Below are 19,071 nucleotides of genomic sequence, written 5' to 3'. Positions count from 1 at the left end.
TTCTCTATTTTCACTATATACATTCTCTACTTTTTCCACTATCGATGTTTCTTACACAAACATGACAGTTATGTAAGACCGGTAAGCAAAGAAATCAAAATTTAACCTAATGAATCAAAGTACTTTGTTACTATAGCATTGGGATATCATGCCATCCATTCATTCTCCTTACAGGAACATTACAATTTTGTAAGGTACAAAATGTACCCTACAAAGTTGTGCACGAAATGTCGGGTGGAGCTATTTCGTTCCTGCTATTCTATGTACAGAGGAGGTCATAATATGGATTCACTTAAAAATATGAATGCTGCAATGCGCTATATTGAAAATAACCTAACAAATGAAATTAATTTTAAAGAAGTTGCGAAGCTAGCTTACTGCTCAGAATACCATTTCAAAAGAATGTTTTCTTTCCTAGCTGGCATATCACTATCAGAATACATTCGTTGTAGACGTCTTACTCTCGCTGCTTTTGAACTAAAAAATAGCGATGCAAAAGTCATTGATGTCGCTATCAAATATGGGTACAACTCACCAGATTCATTCTCTCGTGCCTTTCAAAACTTACACGGCATAACACCTTCAGAGGCCCGAAATAGTAGTCATTCCTTAAAAGCCTATTCACCAATGACCTTCCAATTATCCATCCAAGGAGGAAACGAAATGAATTATCGAATTGAAGAAAAAGAACCATTTCGAATTATAGGTATTACAAAACGAGTACCCATTGTATTTAACGGTGTAAATGAAGAAATTGCTTCTATGTGGAAAAGTTTAAATCCAAAGTCCATTCAAACGTTAAAGTCACTTTCAAACATGGAACCGAATGGAATCATTAGTGCTTCTACTAATTTTTCTGAAGGCAGAATGGAGGAAAAAGGCGAACTCGATCACTACATTGGAGTAGCCACAACTAAAGATTGTCCAGAGCAATTCGCACAACTTGAAGTTGCAGCTTCAACGTGGGCTATATTTGAAGCTGTCGGTCCATTTCCTGACACATTACAAAATGTGTGGGGGCGTATTTATTCCGAATGGTTCCCTTCTTCAAACTATGAACTAGCGGAAGGACCGGAAATATTGTGGAATGAACAGAAAGATACATCCTCTCCAAACTTTAAAAGTGAAATTTGGATACCGGTTTTGAAGAAGTGATAAAAAAACAAAGCAGCTTTTCCTTGAAAGGAAAAGCTGCTTTGTTTACATTTTTAGTTCTTTTTTATAAGCAACATAAGAATATCCCATCGTTAATCCTACTGCCCCAACAATAATTCCAATGATTAGGAAACCTTTCCACGCTACGGGGGCAAAAATACTTAAAATCATAATAACCCCTAATACAACAAACACTTTTCCGCTAAAACGGTGTGTCTTTCTCCATACTTCCTCGTTACTTAATGTCCACGGTGTTTTTATACCTACAAAGTAATTTGGTTTACATTGTGGTAAATAGTTGCCTATAACTATAAATAAAAGACCAACAAGAATAAACGGTGTACTATTCATTGGAATGTCATAGCCTAACCCCACCCCAATTACAAGCATATTAACTAAAAATAATAATACTACTACGCTATAGTTTATTATCATATAACCTTTAGAAAACTTATCATAATTCTTTTTCTTAGGATCAATCTTTGAGGTAATTGTTAATAAAACATAAGTAAAAATCATAATTCCAAGTAGCAACAGCATTGCATTAAATTTAGAAGCATAACCATTTACACCTTCAGTTCCCCAATGAATTGCCATTGTGTCAGGTAAATTTGGCCATGCATATGCCCAAGCTAGACCAGTTATAAAAATCAATATAATTGCAACAAGATGTTTTCTCATTTCCCCTCTTCCCCCTTATTCGTAAACGTAAACACCCAAGTCAATAAATCTTGAAAGACAGTTGTGTTTAAAGAGTACATAACGAATTGGCCTTTCTTTTCATCTTGAATAAGTTCAGCATTTTTAAGTGCGTTTAAGTGGTGTGAAATACTTGGCTTTGTCATATTGAAATGTTCAGCAATCTCACCAGCGGTTAGATCCCCTTCTTTTAATAAGTCTAAAATTTTTCGCCTTGTTGGATCTGCTAATGCTTTAAATGCTTGATTCAATGTCTTTCTTCCCTTCACTAATTAGACATTTAGATATTTATCTAAATGTTAAAATGATTTCGGTTAATTGTCAATTATATAAGAAGCCCTTTTTACTTTCTACGCTTTTGACATATACTGTTTACTAGCTTATCTTTCAACTTAATGAAAAGACTTGAAACACATGATACACTATAGCTACAATTGTTTTTTTAGGAGGAATATACATATGTATAAAATTTTAATCGTTGAAGACGATCCAAATATTTCATCATTACTACAATCTCACATTCAAAAGTACGGTTACGACGCTGTTGTTACTGAAAACTTTGATGATATTATGGAATCGTTTAACACAGTGAAACCACATCTTGTTTTACTTGATGTAAACTTACCAAAATTCGATGGATTCTACTGGTGCCGTCAAATTCGTCATGAATCTACTTGTCCAATTATTTTCATTTCAGCGCGTGCTGGTGAGATGGAACAAATTATGGCGATTGAAAGCGGTGCGGATGATTATATTACGAAACCGTTCCACTACGACGTTGTAATGGCGAAAATTAAAGGTCAATTACGCCGTATTTACGGTGATTATGCGCCAAATATTTCTGAACGTATCGTTGAAGTAGAAGGATTAAAATTATTCCCGGAACGCCCAGAAATTCATTTTGGATCTGAGCAAGTTCTTTTAACGAAAAAAGAAGCTATTTTAGCAGAAATGTTATTATCTAAATTCCCTCGTACAGCGAGCCGTGAAGATTTGTTAGCTGCGCTTTGGGATGACGAGAGCTTCGTTGAAGAAAACACATTAAACGTAAACATTACGCGTCTTCGTAAAAAGTTCAATGAGCTTGGTATTGAAAATGCTATTGAAACAGTGCGCGGACTTGGATATCGTTTTAACGCAACTTGGAGTGAATAAGCATGAAGCTATTTCTACGTGATCATTTTGCATTTTTTCTACTGTACGTATTAAACTTCGGTATCATTTTCGTTCTTTATGATGCAGTAGATGGATTTCAAAATAATAAATTTTACTTCGTCGTTTTAAGCTTATACTTATTTATTTGTTTCCTCGCTTACCGTTACGTTCGCAATCGTAGAATGTACCATAGATTAAGTGAACAACCAGAAAAAATGGAAGATGCATTTATTGAAAGAGCAACTGCTCCAATGCCTCACGGTGTAAATGAACTCGTGCGCACGCAGTATCGTCTATTCCAAAAAGAACTACAATCGTACGAAGTAAAACAGCAAGAACATCAATTATTTATTAACCACTGGGTGCATCAAATGAAGACACCCGTTTCTGTTATGCAGCTTATGGTGCTCGAAATGGAAGATGAACATTTAATTCCGAAATTCAAAAAAGAATTAGAGCGTCTAAACCAAGGGCTTGATATGGCTTTATACATGGCAAGGTTAAATAACTTCCATGAAGACTTCCATGTTGAGACGATTTCATTAAAAGACACGGTAACAAAAAATATTAATGGATTAAAAGAACTATTCATTCGAAACGGAGTCTTCCCTGTTTTAGAAGTTCATTCTGATTTAAAGGTTGCCTCTGATGCGAAATGGCTAAAATTCATTATTTATCAGTTAATGACAAATGCTGTTCGTTACTCTGGTGAGCGCGGAAAGAAAGTATTCTTATCCGCTTACCGAAACGGAAAAGATATTATTTTAGAAGTTCGTGATGAAGGTGTTGGTATTCCACAAGAAGATATACGAAGAGTATTCGAACCGTTTTACACTGGGAAAAACGGCCGTACATTCGGAGAATCTACTGGTATGGGGCTTTATATTGTAAGTAAAATTTGTGATTATTTAGGTCACTCTGTCAAACTAGATTCTGAAGTTGGGAAAGGAACGACGATTAAAATCATCTTCCACAACGCTGCAAATAATCAAGCAGAACATACGGAGAAGGTGACCGAAGCATGATCGCAACATATACTAGCAAAATGTATGAGAACTTACTCTCATACATTTTTTGCAATAAAACTACATATTTTCCTTCTAGCGGGAGGTACGTATTATGACATTTTGGCAGTTTGCCTTTAAAAATGTAACACGTAATTCCAGAGCTTATTTTGCTTATTTCGTAAGCAGTTCTTTTTCCATTGCTGTTTTCTTTTCGTTTGCTGTTTATTTATTTCATCCTAAATTACAAAATTTTAGTATGATCTTAGAAATTTCCGGATTAATGATTTTTTCAGAAGTTATCATTGTCTTGTTCTCGTTCTTCTTTCTACTTTATTCAATCGGATCGTTTTTAAAAGTTCGGAAAAAGCAATTTGGTGTGTTAACCGTTTTAGGTATATCAAAAAAGCAATTACATCGACTCATTTTCACTGAAAATATGTTAATTGGTATTTTATCTATCTTTTTCGGCATGCAGTTTGGACTTGTCTTTTCGCAATTTTTCTTATTAGTAACAGCGAAAATTACACATCTACCAGGACTATATTTATATTGGCCAACGAATGCTTTTATTTTAACAACAATTGTATTTCTGAGTCTCTTTATTGCAGTATCTTCATTTACACCAATGCTAATTCGTACGAAAAGAGCGGTAAACCTTTTAAAAACGAATAATAGTGGGAAACAAAAAGAAAGAAAACCATCCATATTCATCTCTCTATTTGGTGCGATTTGTTTATTAGGTGGTTATATTTTAGCTGCAAATCCTAAATATTTCTTCTCAATAAACCCGCAAGTAGGCGTTATATATATGGTTTCAAGTATTTTTGTGATCCCATCACTTGTGACAGTTGGGACATATTTTTTCTTTTCTCAAATTAGTTTCTTACTTATTTATATTTTAAAGAAAAGAAGAAAGTTTTATATGAAACGAATTAATATGCTGTGGATCTCAGATTTAGCAAGCCGCATCCGAACGAATATTAATATGCTGTTTATTGTAGCGATGCTATCTACAATTGCTTTCACAATGATTACGTTCCTATATGGAGTCGGAAAGTTTACAAAGCTAGAGGTTACGCGAAGTTCACCGTTTCCATTCTCTTATTTTTCTTATGACGCAAATCCTTTTGTGGACGATCATTTAAATTGGCTTGAACAACAATTAAAAAAAGAGAATTTCTCTTATAAAAAAATAAAGGCTGATTTATATGAAACACCACTAAAAGAAGATGAAGGTATAACAACTTATAATGACATATATGCAATAAAACAAAGTGACTATAATAAACTCGCAGCTTCTCTGCGAATGAAACAACTATTCATGAACGAAAATGAAGCATACATCTTAACAGGTAACGCTTATGTAACCTTATTCAGCGAATTTGAGCCAAGCTACAATAGAAAGTCTATTACACTTTCTAGCACAAATACGCAATTACAAGTAAAGGGCTATGAACAAGCAGGGGCCATTCCATCTAATTTTTCATACCAAACTTTAATTTTACCTGATACTGTTGTTAATAACTTACCACATACAACAAAGCATGTAGCAGCGTACAATTACAAAGTACAAAACTGGGAAAAGACGTATAAAATTGCTGATGATTTTATGAAAAAAATACAAAGAGATCGACAGGCATTCCAATACAAAGGCCCCCTTATACGCTCCTATGAATCAGCAGGTTCATTATACAGAATCACATCTGGTAGTGCCACGTACTTCCTAATTGGGACATTTCTGGGAGTCATTTTCTTTATTGGAGCGGGGAGCGTTCTTTATTTTAGAATGTATACAGATTTGACGAACGAACAAGAGAAATATATAACAATTTCTAAGATCGGTGTGACAGATAAAGAGATGAAACGATCTGCAACCATTCAACTTAGTATTTTATTTTTCGTCCCTTACATTATGGCATCCATTCATACAATGTTCGCAACGAAAATGCTCCAAGATGTAATTGATCTATCACTATTCAAAGAAATTTCAGCTGTTCTTATTATTTTTGGCGTAGTTGAAATCGTCTTTTTCTTATTCATTCGTTCCTTTTACATGCAAAAGTTATCAGAGTATACGAATGGTTAAATTTTATGAATGTATTTAGTAGAGGAAAAGGATATCTCTTATATCCTTTTCCTCTTCACCCTACTAGGAGGCTAGGCAAATGACATTTTGGCAGTTTGCATTTAAAAACGTCACACGGAACGCCAGAGCTTATTTCGCCTATTTTGTAAGCAGTGCGTTCTCTATCGCAATCTTTTTCTCGTTTGCGGTTTATTTATTTCATCCTAAACTACATATGACAGGCGTAAATGCTGCTCTGAACATATTAATGACAATTTCAGAAATTGTCATTGTATTCTTTTCATTTTTCTTTTTACTATATTCAATCGGTACTTTCTTAAAAGTACGAAAAAAGCAATTTGGGATTTTAACAGTACTTGGCATATCCCAAAAACAATTAAAGAGACTCGTATTTCTAGAAAACATGCTAATTGGTGTTCTTTCCATCTTTTTCGGCATTCAGCTTGGACTTGTCTTCTCGCAGTTCTTTTTATTAGTTACTGCCAAGATTACACATGTTCCTGGTTTATATTTATATTGGCCAACAGCTGCCATTATTTTAACTATGATCATTTTTCTAGGACTCTTCATTCTCGTCTCATCGTTTACGCCGATGCTCATTCGGACGAGGAAGGCTGTACGTCTTTTAAAAGAAGGAACAAAACAAAAAGAAAGAAAAGCATCTGTGCTCATCTCTCTATTTGGTGCAACATGTTTAATATCTGGATACGTACTAGCAGCCAATCCGCTATATTTCATGTCGCTCGGCGACATAGTTGGGCTTTTGTACGCCGCCACCAGTATATTTCTCATTCCGTCACTTGTTACAGCTGGAACATACTTTTTCTTTTCACAAATTAGTTTTTTACTCATTCGTATATTAAAAACGCGAAGAACATTTTATATGAAGCGAATTAATATGCTGTGGATTTCTGATTTAGCAACGCGCATTCGGACAAACATTAACATGCTCTTTATTGTAGCGATGCTATCAACACTTGCTTTTACTATGATTACATTCTTATATGGTTTTGGTAAATTTATGAAGTTCGATACAGTAAGAGAAAATCCTTTTCCTTTTACATATTTATCACATACCGAAAATACGTTGGCGGATGAACATTTAAATTGGTTAAAACAAAAGTTTAACGAAGAGCAATTTACTTATAAACAATTTAAAACGGATATATATGAAGTATCTTCAGCGGAAGAAAATTCGCAGCTCTATTATGCAATTAAACAAAGTGACTATAATGTACTTGCTAAGGCTTTAAATTGGGAAACACTCAAGGTAAATAAGAATGAATCTTATATTCTTATGAAAGACTTAGATGATCAAGTTATTGGAACGCTTCATAATAAAGACAAGAAAAATACTCTTACACTTACGCAAAACAATTTGCAACTACAAGTGAAAGAATATAAAAGTTATAACCCATTCCCAAATCGCTTAATATACCAATTGCTCATACTATCTGATGAAAATGTAGAAGCATTATCCACTGTTTCAAAACAGATGAGTGTATATAGCTTTAAAGTTAAGGACTGGGAAAAAGCTAATAACATCGGCGCGGTATTCATAGACAAAATTAATACCGACGGGAACAACATTCAGGCAGAGCACCCGCCTTTCCACGCAAGTGAAGCGAGCGATTCTCTATACACAACAAAACAAAATGTCGCTTCGTTCTTCTTAATTGGTACTTTCTTAGGTGTTATTTTCTTTATTGGTGCTGGCAGTGTTCTTTACTTCAGGATGCATACAGATTTAACAAATGAACAAGAAAAGTATGTAACGATTACAAAAATTGGTTTAACAGAAGCCGAAATGAAACGATCTGCTACAATTCAACTTGCGATTCTTTTCTTTGTCCCGTACATTATGGCATCAATTCATACGATGTTTGCGACAAAGATGCTGCAAGAAGTTTTACATCTCTCGTTCTTCGCTGAGATTACAGTCGTACTGATGATTTTTGGAACAGTTGAAATTTTATTTTTCCTTTTAATTCGTTCCTTCTATATGCAAAAATTATCACAACACATTAAGTTTTAAAATTAGAAAGGTGATTATTATGGAAGAAGTATTACACATTAAAAATGTCTCAAAAGTGTATGAAGGAAAGGTCCCTCATACTGCTTTAAAAAATATAAATTTACATGTAGATAAAGGTGAATTCGTTGCGATTATGGGACCATCTGGTAGCGGTAAATCTACATTTTTAAACGTTATTTCTACCATTGATTCCCCGACTGCTGGTGATGTCGTGATTAACGGAAAAAAACCGCACACATTTCGTAGAGAGAAGTTAGCTATTTTCCGCCGCCAAGAGCTAGGATTTGTTTTCCAAAACTTTAACCTACTAGATACACTAACAATCGGTGAAAATATCGTACTACCTTTAACATTAGATAATGTTCCTTTAAAAGAAATGGATGAAAAGCTTGATAACATTTCAAAAAAACTTGGAATTGATCATATTTTAGACAAGCGTATCTTTGAAGTGTCAGGAGGACAAGCACAGCGTACCGCAGTAGCACGTGCTGTTATTCATCATCCGTCACTTTTACTTGCCGATGAACCGACAGGAAATTTAGATTCAAAAGCGGCAATTGACGTGATGGAACTATTTACGAAATTGAACAAAGAAGAAGATGCAACAATTTTAATGGTTACGCACGATCCATTCGCAGCAAGTTATTGTAACCGCGTCATTTTCATTAAAGATGGCGAACTTTACAATGAACTACACCGCGGATTGTACCGAGAGAAATTTTATCAAGAAATATTGGATGTTCTAGCATTACTAGGAGGAAGACGTGGATGACATTTTGGCAATTTGCATTTAAAAATGTCTCGCGTAATTCTAAAGCATATTTCGCTTATTTTGTAAGTAGTGCATTCTCTATCATGGTTTTCTTTTCATTTACTGTATACGCGTATCATCCACGCTTACAAATTATGAATAAATTACAGGAACAAGATCCGCTCATGAACTTAGCTGGAATGGCACAGTTTGTTATCGTCTTGTTCTCGTTCTTCTTTCTCTTATATTCTATTGGGACATTTTTAAATGTACGAAAACAACAATTTGGCATTTTAACTGTTCTCGGTATATCTCAAAAACAATTAAAACGTCTTTTGTTTACTGAAAATATGATCATTGGAATACTCGCTATCTTTGCAGGTATTCAAGGCGGTCTTGTGTTTTCTAACTTTTTCTTACTCGTTACTTCTAAATTAACAAGTGCAAAAGGCCTCTATTTATATTGGCCAACAGAAGCAATTATCGTTACAACCGTAACCTTTATTATTTTATTTTTCATCGTATCTACGTTTACACCGATGTTCATTCGCACTCGTAAAACAACACAGCTCATTAAAGGGACTAAAAAAGGCGATAAAGAAAAAAAACCATCTATACTCATCTCGATATTCGCTTTAATTTGCTTAGCATTATGTTATTATATCGCTGGTTATCCGCAAGGCTACATAACAGAAAAGAATGCACAAAATGGCTCTGTATTATTTATCATGTTATCTATTTTGCCACTCGTAGTAGTCGGAACATATTTATTCTTTTCCCAAACATTTCTTCTCTTTATCTTGATTTTAAAAAGACGAAGAAAGTTTTATATGAAGCAAATAAATATGTTATGGATTTCAGATTTAACTAGCCGTACTCGTAGCAATATTAATGTGCTCTTTATCGTTTCTATGTTATCGGCACTTGCATTCACAATTATCATTGGGTTATTTGCCGCTAATAACAATACAAAAGCATCAATACTAGAACGATATCCTTTCCCCTTCACATACATATCCGAAGGAGAAAGTGCACTAGAGCAAAAGCACACTGCTACAATTGAAACAGAGCTTACACATGCTAATTTTCAATACAATAAATACAAATCTACAGTATTAAAAGATACAGCTTCAAAAGAAGATGTTGCTCTTATGAAAATGAGTGACTATAATGCACTCGCTAAACAATTAAAGAGGCCGAAAATAACTCTGGATTCTACACAAGTTTATATTATGTCTCGTTATTCGCCAGAACTTTTAAATCTTGTATCAAATCCATTTGCTAAACAAAATACGATTACACTTGGCTCTAATAAAAAGGAATTTCATATTAAAGGTTTTATTAATAAAGGAATAGAACCACCCTTTGCATTGCCTCATCTTATTATTATGCAAGATAATGCAATTGAAAATATGATTCCTCATATTGAGACAATCGCGATTTATAATTATTTTGTAGAAAACTGGGAAAACACGATTATTCCGACGAAAAAAATGTCGCGTACCATTAGCGATGATGTACGTGATTTTTACGAAAAACATAAGGGAGAAAATACTCGAGCCCCTTTTTCTATTTATACAGCTGCTGATGATCTAAGCTACAGCAAAGGAAATTCAATTGCCACTTTCTTTATTTGGACATTTCTCGGCTTTATTTTCTTTATCGGAGCTGCTAGTGTTTTATACTTCCGTATGTATAATGACTTAACAACTGAAAGACAAAAGTATATTACGATTACAAAGCTTGGATTAACTGAGTCAGAAATGTTTCGCTCCGCAACGATTCAGTTAGGAATTTTATTTTTCGTTCCTTACATCGTTGCTGGTATTCACACATTATTTGCGGTTAAGTTTTTACAAAGCATGTTTTCTTTCTCATTACTAAAAGAGACATGTATCGTACTCACCTTTTTCGGGATTATCGAGATTATTTTCTTCTTCTTAATTCGTTCTCTGTACATTAATAAATTATCACAGCATATAAAAATTTGAATAAAATGGCCTTGTGCGTATTGCACAAGGCCATTTTCAATAGTTTTTAATTAGCAGCAATATCCGCCGTAGCCACCATATCCGTAGCCGCCGTAACCGCCATAACCACAACCGCCTCCGCCGAAGCAGCTAGCACCGATGATGATTAATAAAATAAACAATACGATTAGAAGCGCAAAACCGCCACCGCACCCATGTCTGCGGTTACAATCATCATGTCTGTGTTCACACTTTTCGCTCATTACTCTATTCCTCCTTTAGTATCATTCATAACAAGTTCACCTTGCTCTAAATGAGGGGATTCCATTTATAGTATGTTTTCAGGGCGAATAGGAAGCTTGGCTTACTTAAAAACGGGCTTGTTTTAGGAATTGGGCTTCATCAATCAGCGGATTACCCTTTTCAAGATGTAAGCATAAAGCATTTGACATACTTCTAATTTCTTACTAAAATTTAATTGAACGACCAATCAGTTTTTTGATTATACATTCAAATTATATAAATCAGGAGTTGAATAGCGTGACTGATTCTTTTATCGCAGAGGCTAGGCGTGAACAAATTATTCTTGCATGCATTGATACATTAGAAGAAGTTGGATATAACAACTTAAGCTTAACGAAGGTAGCAAAAAAAGCTAAGATTAGCACTGGACTTATTTCTTATCATTTTAACGATAAGCTTTATCTTATGAATCGGACATTACAATTTTTAGTTGAGAAACAACATGAATTTATTAGCAATCGAGTGCTATTAGCCCAATCTGAAATAAACAAACTAGAAGCTTTTATTGAAGCACATTTGGCTTACCAAGAAACTCATTACAAAAATAATATTGCCTTAATTGAGATCGTCTTTAATGCAAGAAATGAAGAGAATATTCCTTATTACAGAATTGAAGACGATGAAGAAGATGATGCTCTTAGAACGCTGTTATTAAATATTTTGAAGACTGGTCAACAAAATGGAGTGTTTTCTAACTCTTTCCAAGCCGACACATTAGCTTCATTTATTTTAGGAGCAATCGAAGAAAGAATGCTGAAGGCAAATGCATCTATATCTATAGAAAATTACTCAGATGAGCTCATAAAAATGGTGAAGAAACTCACTATTTAAATGCCCTGATTTTGAAAATATATATATGAAGAAAGGATGAACTACACATGAAAAAGGTATCTGTCATTGGATTAGGTTTTTTAGAAAAATTACTTGTTATAGTAAGTCCAATCCTTTTAGGCGTTATCGGATATTTTTCACCTAAATTAATAGAGGTTATAAAAAAGATTCCTCTCTTTTCTGATTCGAAAATGATAGAACTTTTAAATTTTATTAATCCCTTCTGGCTTCCTATTATCCTCATGTCAATTGGCGCTATTGCAGGAATTTTATTTTCTTTAATTATTTATAGTGAAGCTTTAAAAATGAACATTACTTCGGAAAGCATTCATGTAAATAAGGACGATCAAAAGAAGCAAATTACCATTTCAAATGTAAAAGCCGTTTTTGTAGATACAGGCCAAGTGGTAATCATTGATCAAGAAGACCGCGAATGGTTACGTGAAAAATCTGATATAAATCCACATAAAATTAAAGATATTTTCTTGCTGCACGGCTTTCCATGGGTGGAACAAGATCCTTATAAGCAAGACTATAGTCTATGGAAATTAGAGGATGAGCGATTTAGTAAAAATGTAAATACCATTTTGTATGAAAGACGAAATGCTATCCGAGACGGAAATTCGAAGAAAAAGAAGCATTTACGCAAAGATTTGAATGAGCTAGGAGTCTTTGTCAAAGACGATGGAGAAAATCAGTATGTCCGTTCCATTACGTAATAGAAAGCAAAAAAACGAATAAAACCTAGAGAGAAATTACATTTCCTCTAGGTTTTGTTCGTTTAAATCTGATCTCCTCTCCTAAAGAAACATATTCAATAAAAGCGCAAAACCAAATGCAATAAATGATAACAATGTCTCCAGTACCGTCCACGTTTTAAACGTTTCCTTCACCGTCAAACCTAAATACTCTTTTACAAGCCAGAATCCTGCATCATTTACGTGAGAAAACATTAATGAGCCTGCTCCGGTTGCAATAACAAGCAACTCTAAATTCACACCAGACATGTGCTGAATAACTGGTGAAACAATCCCTGCTGCTGTCGTTAATGCTACTGTAGCCGATCCGGTCGCGATTCGAATTAAACCAGCTACCATGAAAGCAAGTACAATTGGTGATAACGATATATGTTCTGCCATTTGCGCAATCGCTGTTCCAACGCCGCTTTCAATTAATATTTGTTTAAATCCACCGCCTGCACCGATAATTAAAATAATGGAACCGACCGGTAATAAACTTTCGTCTGTTAATTTTTTAATCATCTTTTTATTAATTCCTTGTCTTATTCCAAGTAAATAAAATGCTGCGAAACATGAAATAAGTAAAGCAATTACTGGACTTCCAATAAACACAAAAAATTCAGTCATCTTTTTTGGTAATGAAATATAAGGTGCAACGACCGATAAAATCATCAATACAACTGGGAGTAAAATAATAAAGAATGAAACTTTCCGACTCGGTAAATCAGTTGAGACAGTCGTAACTCGAATAAGCTCTGGTTCATTTTCAGGTATAACCTTTTTATGTACCCACTTTGCAAATATCGGTCCCGCGATAATGGCTGTTGGTAACGCGATAAGTAATGAATATAATAGTACCTTTCCTAAGTTCGCGTTATAAATACCGATTGCTGTCATCGCTCCTGGATGTGGTGGCACGAGCCCGTGAACAATAGATAATCCAGCAATGACAGGTAACGCAATTAATAATATATTTTGCTTCGTCGTTTTTCGAATGGAAATAACAAGTGGTAATAAAATGACGATCCCCACTTCAAAAAATACCGGAATCCCTATAACAAATCCTGCAAATAACATAGCCCAAGGTAGTTTCTTTACACCGAAAAATCGAATAAAGAAATCTGCCACTTGCATGCCGGCCCCTGAATCGGACATCATTTTTCCTAAAATTGTTCCGAGAGCTAGAATACCAACTAAATGCCCTAGTACACTACCGACACCAGTTTCATAGGCAGTCACTATTTTCGTCAAATTCAATCCAGACATGATAGCTAAAAATAAACTCGCAACCGTTAAACTAATAAATGCATGCCATTTCCACCATGATACCCCTAAAATAACAATCGCAATTGCAAGTAACGTGACGATTAATAAGTATATATCCATCTCCCATTCTCCTTACTTTATAAAGTGAAACTTTAATCAGTGGGGGTTTTGTTCATCCCCCACTGATTATTAGTTGAACCAATCGGACGTTTATGGACAGCCCGACTCCCACCTAACTTCTTTGCTCCAACTGAATTTTGAGGTGGGGGTTTTACTGTCCGTTAACGGGGGATAAAAAAAGAGGGAAAATCCCCTCTTTTTTATACGTCATAATTCACTACATAATGCTGCATTTCTGTATTGTAGTAGCCTTCGCTATATTCAATCACTTCTCCAACTTCATCGTAAGAATAGCGCATACGTTTTAATAGCGCTGTCTCCTCTTTTTCACCTAACGCTTCGGCAACGAAACTAGGCGCAAGTCCAACAGCGAATTCATCTCTGAAGTTTTCTAAATGTATACCTCGGTCCTCAACTAAATCGTAAAGCGATTGCAAGTCAAAGTCCGATAAATCTGTACTTGCCATGTGTGCTGAGAAATAGTGCGTATAATGAATGTACGGTGCATCATTTAACGTATATAAACGTTCAATGCGAAAACTTTCCTTACCGAATAATCGAAATGGCACCGTTCCTTCTTCATTATGAACGATTTCTGCTTTTAGCAATTTCTTTTGTACTTTATATCCTTCTTCCACTAACACTTCTGTAAATTTTTTACCCTTTGACAACTTTGTCGCAGAAGTATTACGGATAACTTTCGTTCCTTTACCGCTTTTCTTTTCTAAATATCCTTCTTGAGCGAGTTCTTTAATTGCATTTCGCACTGTAATTTTACTCACTTTGAACTCTTCTTCTAACTGTGGTTCGGAAGGAATATTCGTATGAATCGCATATACACCATGCAATATTCGATCACGAATAATGTTTTTTATTTGTAAATATAATGGTCCTTTTTTCCTCGTTACGTTCACCGTTACACCCACTACCTTTCTACATCACCTACTGATGCCGTCATTGCCCGAAGTATATCCTTCTCTGATGACATTGGCGTATCACCGACGATTGTATGTGCAAGCATTCCAGCTGCTGACGCAAATGAAACAGCTTTCTCTGGTGCAAACTCTTCTATCTCGCCATGAATAATCCCGCTCGTATAAGCATCTCCAGCACCTATTCTATCATATACAGAAAACGTAAGTGTTTTTGCAAAAGTGAACGCACCATCTTTACATATAAATCCGCGAAGCGAGTGTGTATTATCGCTATTAATAGAGCGATGTGTACCAGCGATTGTAGCGATATGATACGTTTCAGCTACTTTTGGAATAAGATCAACAAGCTGCGCCTCTCGCTCTGTCTCTTCTGTTTTCATTCCAAGAATAAACATCGCATCTTTTTCATTCATCATTACAATATCAGCTAGCCCTAACATTTCTTCATAATGCGGTCTCGCCTGTTCATATCCGTCTTCTCCCCAAAGTGACGGACGATAATTGCAATCAAAGACGACAGTTCCTCCGTTTTCTTTCACTGCTTTCGCTAAAGATTTCATATGATGACGCACCGTATCATTCATCGCAAGTGTAATCCCGCAAAAATGAACGATATCAATTTCCTTTGCGATTTCTTCAAATTGATACATGTCTTCACATGCCGTATTGAAGCTACTTTCTAATCGATTTGAATATGTAACGCGGCTCGCACGTGCCCCAAATCCATTTTCTAAAAAGTACATGCCGACATATTTACCGCCTCTTGAAATAAATGAAGGACGAATACCTAATTTCTGAATGTGTGATACCGCAGCATCTCCAACCGAATTTTCCGGTAAAGTCGAAATAAGAAAGCCTTCGTGACCGAGATGAGAAAGTGCTGCCGCAACGTTCACACCTGTACCAGAAAATGAGTAATGTAATGTGTTAGCTTGCGACAACAACTCATATCCTGGTACTTGCAGGCGCATCATTACTTCACCGAATGCTGCGATTTTCTTACGCATATTGATCAACTAACTTCTTCACGACTGCTAATAATTCGCGAACATCTTCTGTTTTCGTATTACCAGTTTCTTTATCAATAATAGAAGAATACACGTGCGGGATCACTTGCTCTACATTTGCTTCAAGCGCAATACGTACAATTGTTTCAAAGTTTTCTTTATCAATTCCGCCTGTTGGCTCTAATGCGAATCCTTCTTCCCCACAAGCCTTCGCAACTGCGCGATATTCTTCTTCATGAGCTAGCCCTTTCATTGGGAAGTATTTCAATGAATTTCCACCCATATCACGTACAAGTGCAATCGCTGTTTTAATTGGAACGATTGCTTTTTCTTCTCCAGCTGCACTAATTGGACCAGTAGAAATATTTACGTACCCTACTTTTCCTGTTGGCGATACTAAACTATTAATCCAGCTATCTTTTCCACCAAGATTTGCACGTGTCGCTCCAACTGAAGGGAACACTTGGTTAATATGGCTACCTGGATAATGTTTCGCAATTTCAGCTACAACTGCCGCTTGTCGATTATCTCCTGCTCCTAGTCCGATCGATACAGCATCCTCAATTTCTTTTCCGTATGCTTTCATCGCTGTAACTGCTTCTTCTACTGTTGGATAGTCTTTTGATAACACTCCCACTACTACATAACCTTCTGCTGCTTCAAAAATATCTTTCGCGTTTTCGATATTGTTCGCTAATACATTTAATGCTACGCGGCCTTTATAAAAACGTTTTTGAATGTTTGTCATTTTAGTTTCCCCCTACAATTTCTCTCAATTTTTCTTCAATCACATGTATGTCATCACCTAAAAGTGGACGTGGATCAATATCAAAGAATCCTTGTCTTACTCCGTAATCACGTGTGTAAATTGCAATTTCCCCTTCGCGTAATGCTGTCACAACGTCTTTTGCTGATTTTTTTAATTCTTTCTCGTCAATATGAATACGAGCTCTAAAGATTGCTCTTCCCGCTTCATCTTGAACGATCGTTACATTTACACCGTTTAATTCTTTTAGCGGCATAAGTACTTGTAATAACTCTTTTTCTTGCTCGCTCTTATCTTCTTTTACTCCGTACTCATCAAGTGCTTGCAGTAAACCAAAAGTTGTTTCTTTCCCAACTTTCATACTTCTTCCAATGCAATGTAATTGCACTTTCAGCCACTCAATATATTTTCGTTTCCCGCCAACAATACCAGAAGTAGGTCCTTCAATTGCTTTTGAACCGCTATAAATGGCAAGGTCTGAATACTTCACATATTTTTGAATATCTTCTTCAGCTGCCGCATCGACGATAAGCGGGATGTTATTTCGCTGCGCAACTTCCCATGCTTCTTCAACAGAAATCATATTTTTTTGTACTGCATGATGGGATTTCACATAAAGAATCGCCGCTGTATTTTCACCAATCGCGTCTTCAATATGCTCTGCTTTCCCTTCATTTGCGTAGCCAACTTCTACAAGTTTTCCTCCGCCTAAATAAATCATCGTTTCAACAGGAGCACCGTATTGAACGTTATGACCTTTTAACATAATCACTTCGTTTTTCGCGATGACCTCTTGATGAAGTCTTTCACTTTTACGGCGATTTCCTTCCGTCACGATTGCTGCGATAGAAAGCGCAATTCCGCTCGATGCTGAATTCACAACGACCGCTGCCTCTGAATCTAGAATTCTCGCAATATGATCTCCTGCTTTATCTACTAAATCAGCAATTTCCACATAATTTTGTCCCCCATGTTTCATTGCATCCATAACTGTATCTGTCGGAGCGGATACACCTAAAATACTCATTCTACCGCTCGCATTAATCACTCTTTTTAATCCATACTTAGCATTCAATGAATGACCCATTGATTACAACCCCTTTCGTATCAATTCTTCTTTCAGCGATGCGCTGATCCCCTTCTGAATCAATTAACGTAATCTTCTCATCTTTCACCGTAAATAAAGTTAAGTTTGCAATATCGCCTTCTTGAATACGGCCAAGCTCTGGTTTCTTAAGCCACTCTGCTGCATTTTTCGTCACCGCATCAATTACTTCTTCTAGCGGATAACCTAAGTAAAGGAATTTCGAAAGAACGTGAGCCATACTATACACGGGACCGTGAACGCGATTCTTCCGGTAAATATCTGTACTAATCGTATTAAAGATGATATCGTGACGCTTCGCCGCCTCTGCTACTTTAAAAGAAAAACTAGCATTACCGTGACCAACATCTAAATGTACGCCGCGATTCACTGCATCTAGTAACACAGGTAGCGGTTTGCCTTCTTCATCAAATAAATTATTTTCTTTCCCGTTTAAGTAATGTGTAATCACATCATCTTTTTCTAAAAGAGGTACAACTTCCTCAATGCGAGGAGGCGCTGAACCGATATGTACCATAATCGGTAATGATGTTTCACGGGATAAATCACGCGCTATATGAAGCGGTTCAATTCCGCTATCACAAACGACACTTTTACTCATTCTCGCCTTTAACCCAACGATTACATCTTTATACTTTTCTACTGCTTCTATTACTTTCTCTTTATCGATCCATTCCATATTGGATAATTCATCAATTCGTTTCAAACCGATGCGAGAAATATTTAAAAAGGCAAATAAATTCGTTTTCGCCTGCTCCCTACTTTTTACTAAATCTGCAATACGATCAGCTCCGCAGCTACCCGCATCAACAATTGTCGTTACCCCTTGCTTAACGCCAATTTCGTCCACCTCATCGCCATACGGATCAAACTCTGGAAAAGCATGAACGTGCAAATCAATCCAGCCACTCGATACGTAAGTACCTGAGTAATCAAGAACCTTTCCACCCTCACCAGCACCAGCTTTCGTCACCTGTGCGATTTTATTATTTTCAATTACAATGTCAATTTCTTCCCCGTTCACACGTTTCACGTTACGTAGTACGAATCGTTCTGTCATTGTACTTCACCCTTTTCTATAAGAAGCCATAAGAATACGCTTACATTAAAATTTCATTTTTATATCTCTTTCACACGTTT

The 19,071-nt window shown here is 35.8% G+C and carries 18 protein-coding genes; 9 read left to right on the top strand and 9 right to left on the bottom strand.

The window, feature by feature from the left end:
* The first annotated feature begins 282 nt into the window (after nucleotides 1-282).
* Entirely contained in the window at nucleotides 283-1,155 is an 873-nt protein-coding gene (locus ACTFRS_RS11285; RefSeq protein ID WP_139869556.1) for an AraC family transcriptional regulator, read from the top strand.
* A 45-nt stretch (nucleotides 1,156-1,200) separates the two neighbouring features.
* On the opposite strand, the gene ACTFRS_RS11280 is transcribed toward ACTFRS_RS11285, so the two are convergent.
* Together ACTFRS_RS11280 and ACTFRS_RS11275 are read right to left on the bottom strand one after the other, a co-directional pair.
* Nucleotides 1,201-1,836, bottom strand: coding sequence for an SdpI family protein (locus ACTFRS_RS11280; RefSeq protein ID WP_440025401.1), 636 nt, complete (start codon nucleotides 1,834-1,836; stop codon nucleotides 1,201-1,203).
* On the bottom strand, nucleotides 1,833-2,105 hold the full coding sequence (locus tag ACTFRS_RS11275; RefSeq protein ID WP_001070523.1) for an autorepressor SdpR family transcription factor: 273 nt from the start codon (nucleotides 2,103-2,105) through the stop codon (nucleotides 1,833-1,835). Before ACTFRS_RS11275 ends, ACTFRS_RS11280 begins: the two co-directional genes overlap by 4 nt.
* A gap of 208 nt (nucleotides 2,106-2,313) precedes the next feature.
* Here ACTFRS_RS11275 and ACTFRS_RS11270 point away from each other — a divergent pair, with 208 nt between their 5' ends.
* The 6 genes from ACTFRS_RS11270 (at nucleotide 2,314) to ACTFRS_RS11245 (ending at nucleotide 10,879) form a co-directional block, all read left to right on the top strand.
* Nucleotides 2,314-3,009, top strand: coding sequence for a response regulator transcription factor (locus tag ACTFRS_RS11270; protein ID WP_000276733.1), 696 nt, complete (start codon nucleotides 2,314-2,316; stop codon nucleotides 3,007-3,009).
* A 2-nt stretch (nucleotides 3,010-3,011) separates the two neighbouring features.
* A complete protein-coding gene (locus ACTFRS_RS11265) occupies nucleotides 3,012-4,034 on the top strand; it encodes a sensor histidine kinase (RefSeq protein WP_000765345.1) in 1,023 nt (340 codons plus the stop codon).
* 94 nt (nucleotides 4,035-4,128) lie between these two features.
* Nucleotides 4,129-6,102: an FtsX-like permease family protein gene (locus ACTFRS_RS11260; RefSeq protein ID WP_440025403.1), complete on the top strand. Its 1,974-nt coding sequence runs from the start codon at nucleotides 4,129-4,131 to the stop codon at nucleotides 6,100-6,102.
* A gap of 79 nt (nucleotides 6,103-6,181) precedes the next feature.
* Nucleotides 6,182-8,137, top strand: coding sequence for an FtsX-like permease family protein (locus ACTFRS_RS11255; protein WP_440025405.1), 1,956 nt, complete (start codon nucleotides 6,182-6,184; stop codon nucleotides 8,135-8,137).
* A 19-nt stretch (nucleotides 8,138-8,156) separates the two neighbouring features.
* Entirely contained in the window at nucleotides 8,157-8,909 is a 753-nt protein-coding gene (locus ACTFRS_RS11250) for an ABC transporter ATP-binding protein (RefSeq protein WP_000393244.1), read from the top strand.
* A complete protein-coding gene (locus ACTFRS_RS11245) occupies nucleotides 8,906-10,879 on the top strand; it encodes an FtsX-like permease family protein (protein WP_440025407.1) in 1,974 nt (657 codons plus the stop codon). The genes ACTFRS_RS11250 and ACTFRS_RS11245 overlap by 4 nt, the downstream gene beginning before the upstream one ends.
* A gap of 50 nt (nucleotides 10,880-10,929) precedes the next feature.
* On the opposite strand, the gene ACTFRS_RS11240 is transcribed toward ACTFRS_RS11245, so the two are convergent.
* Nucleotides 10,930-11,121, bottom strand: coding sequence for a YjcZ family sporulation protein (locus tag ACTFRS_RS11240; protein WP_001290390.1), 192 nt, complete (start codon nucleotides 11,119-11,121; stop codon nucleotides 10,930-10,932).
* A gap of 277 nt (nucleotides 11,122-11,398) precedes the next feature.
* On the opposite strand from ACTFRS_RS11240, the gene ACTFRS_RS11235 reads away from it, so the two are divergent.
* On the top strand, nucleotides 11,399-11,992 hold the full coding sequence (locus ACTFRS_RS11235) for a TetR/AcrR family transcriptional regulator (protein ID WP_440025409.1): 594 nt from the start codon (nucleotides 11,399-11,401) through the stop codon (nucleotides 11,990-11,992).
* Between the two features lie 47 nt (nucleotides 11,993-12,039).
* Nucleotides 12,040-12,711 carry a YqeB family protein gene (locus tag ACTFRS_RS11230; protein WP_440025411.1) on the top strand — a complete coding sequence of 224 codons (672 nt, stop codon included), beginning with the start codon at nucleotides 12,040-12,042 and terminating at the stop codon, nucleotides 12,709-12,711.
* 81 nt (nucleotides 12,712-12,792) lie between these two features.
* On the opposite strand, the gene gntP is transcribed toward ACTFRS_RS11230, so the two are convergent.
* From gntP to ACTFRS_RS11200, 6 genes are all read right to left on the bottom strand, one after another.
* A complete protein-coding gene (gene gntP / locus ACTFRS_RS11225; RefSeq protein WP_440025413.1) occupies nucleotides 12,793-14,118 on the bottom strand; it encodes a gluconate permease GntP in 1,326 nt (441 codons plus the stop codon).
* A 200-nt stretch (nucleotides 14,119-14,318) separates the two neighbouring features.
* Entirely contained in the window at nucleotides 14,319-15,044 is a 726-nt protein-coding gene (locus ACTFRS_RS11220) for a GntR family transcriptional regulator (RefSeq protein ID WP_440025415.1), read from the bottom strand.
* Nucleotides 15,044-16,060 (bottom strand): sugar kinase, encoded by a 1,017-nt coding sequence (locus ACTFRS_RS11215; RefSeq protein ID WP_139869550.1) that lies wholly within the window; start codon nucleotides 16,058-16,060, stop codon nucleotides 15,044-15,046. Before ACTFRS_RS11215 ends, ACTFRS_RS11220 begins: the two co-directional genes overlap by 1 nt.
* A complete protein-coding gene (gene dagF / locus ACTFRS_RS11210) occupies nucleotides 16,053-16,808 on the bottom strand; it encodes a 2-dehydro-3-deoxy-phosphogluconate aldolase (protein WP_139869549.1) in 756 nt (251 codons plus the stop codon). The genes ACTFRS_RS11215 and dagF overlap by 8 nt, the downstream gene beginning before the upstream one ends.
* A 1-nt stretch (nucleotide 16,809) precedes the next feature.
* Complete coding sequence (locus tag ACTFRS_RS11205; protein ID WP_242294883.1) at nucleotides 16,810-17,913, bottom strand: DgaE family pyridoxal phosphate-dependent ammonia lyase; 1,104 nt, start codon at nucleotides 17,911-17,913, stop codon at nucleotides 16,810-16,812.
* Entirely contained in the window at nucleotides 17,891-18,991 is a 1,101-nt protein-coding gene (locus tag ACTFRS_RS11200) for an amidohydrolase/deacetylase family metallohydrolase (protein WP_242294884.1), read from the bottom strand. Before ACTFRS_RS11200 ends, ACTFRS_RS11205 begins: the two co-directional genes overlap by 23 nt.
* Between the last annotated feature and the right edge of the window lie 80 nt (nucleotides 18,992-19,071).

Source organism: Bacillus cereus group sp. MYBK139-1 (genome assembly GCF_051916915.1).
In the GTDB taxonomy this organism is placed as follows: domain Bacteria; phylum Bacillota; class Bacilli; order Bacillales; family Bacillaceae_G; genus Bacillus_A; species Bacillus_A pacificus.
This window is presented reverse-complemented; position numbering and strand designations above follow the sequence as displayed.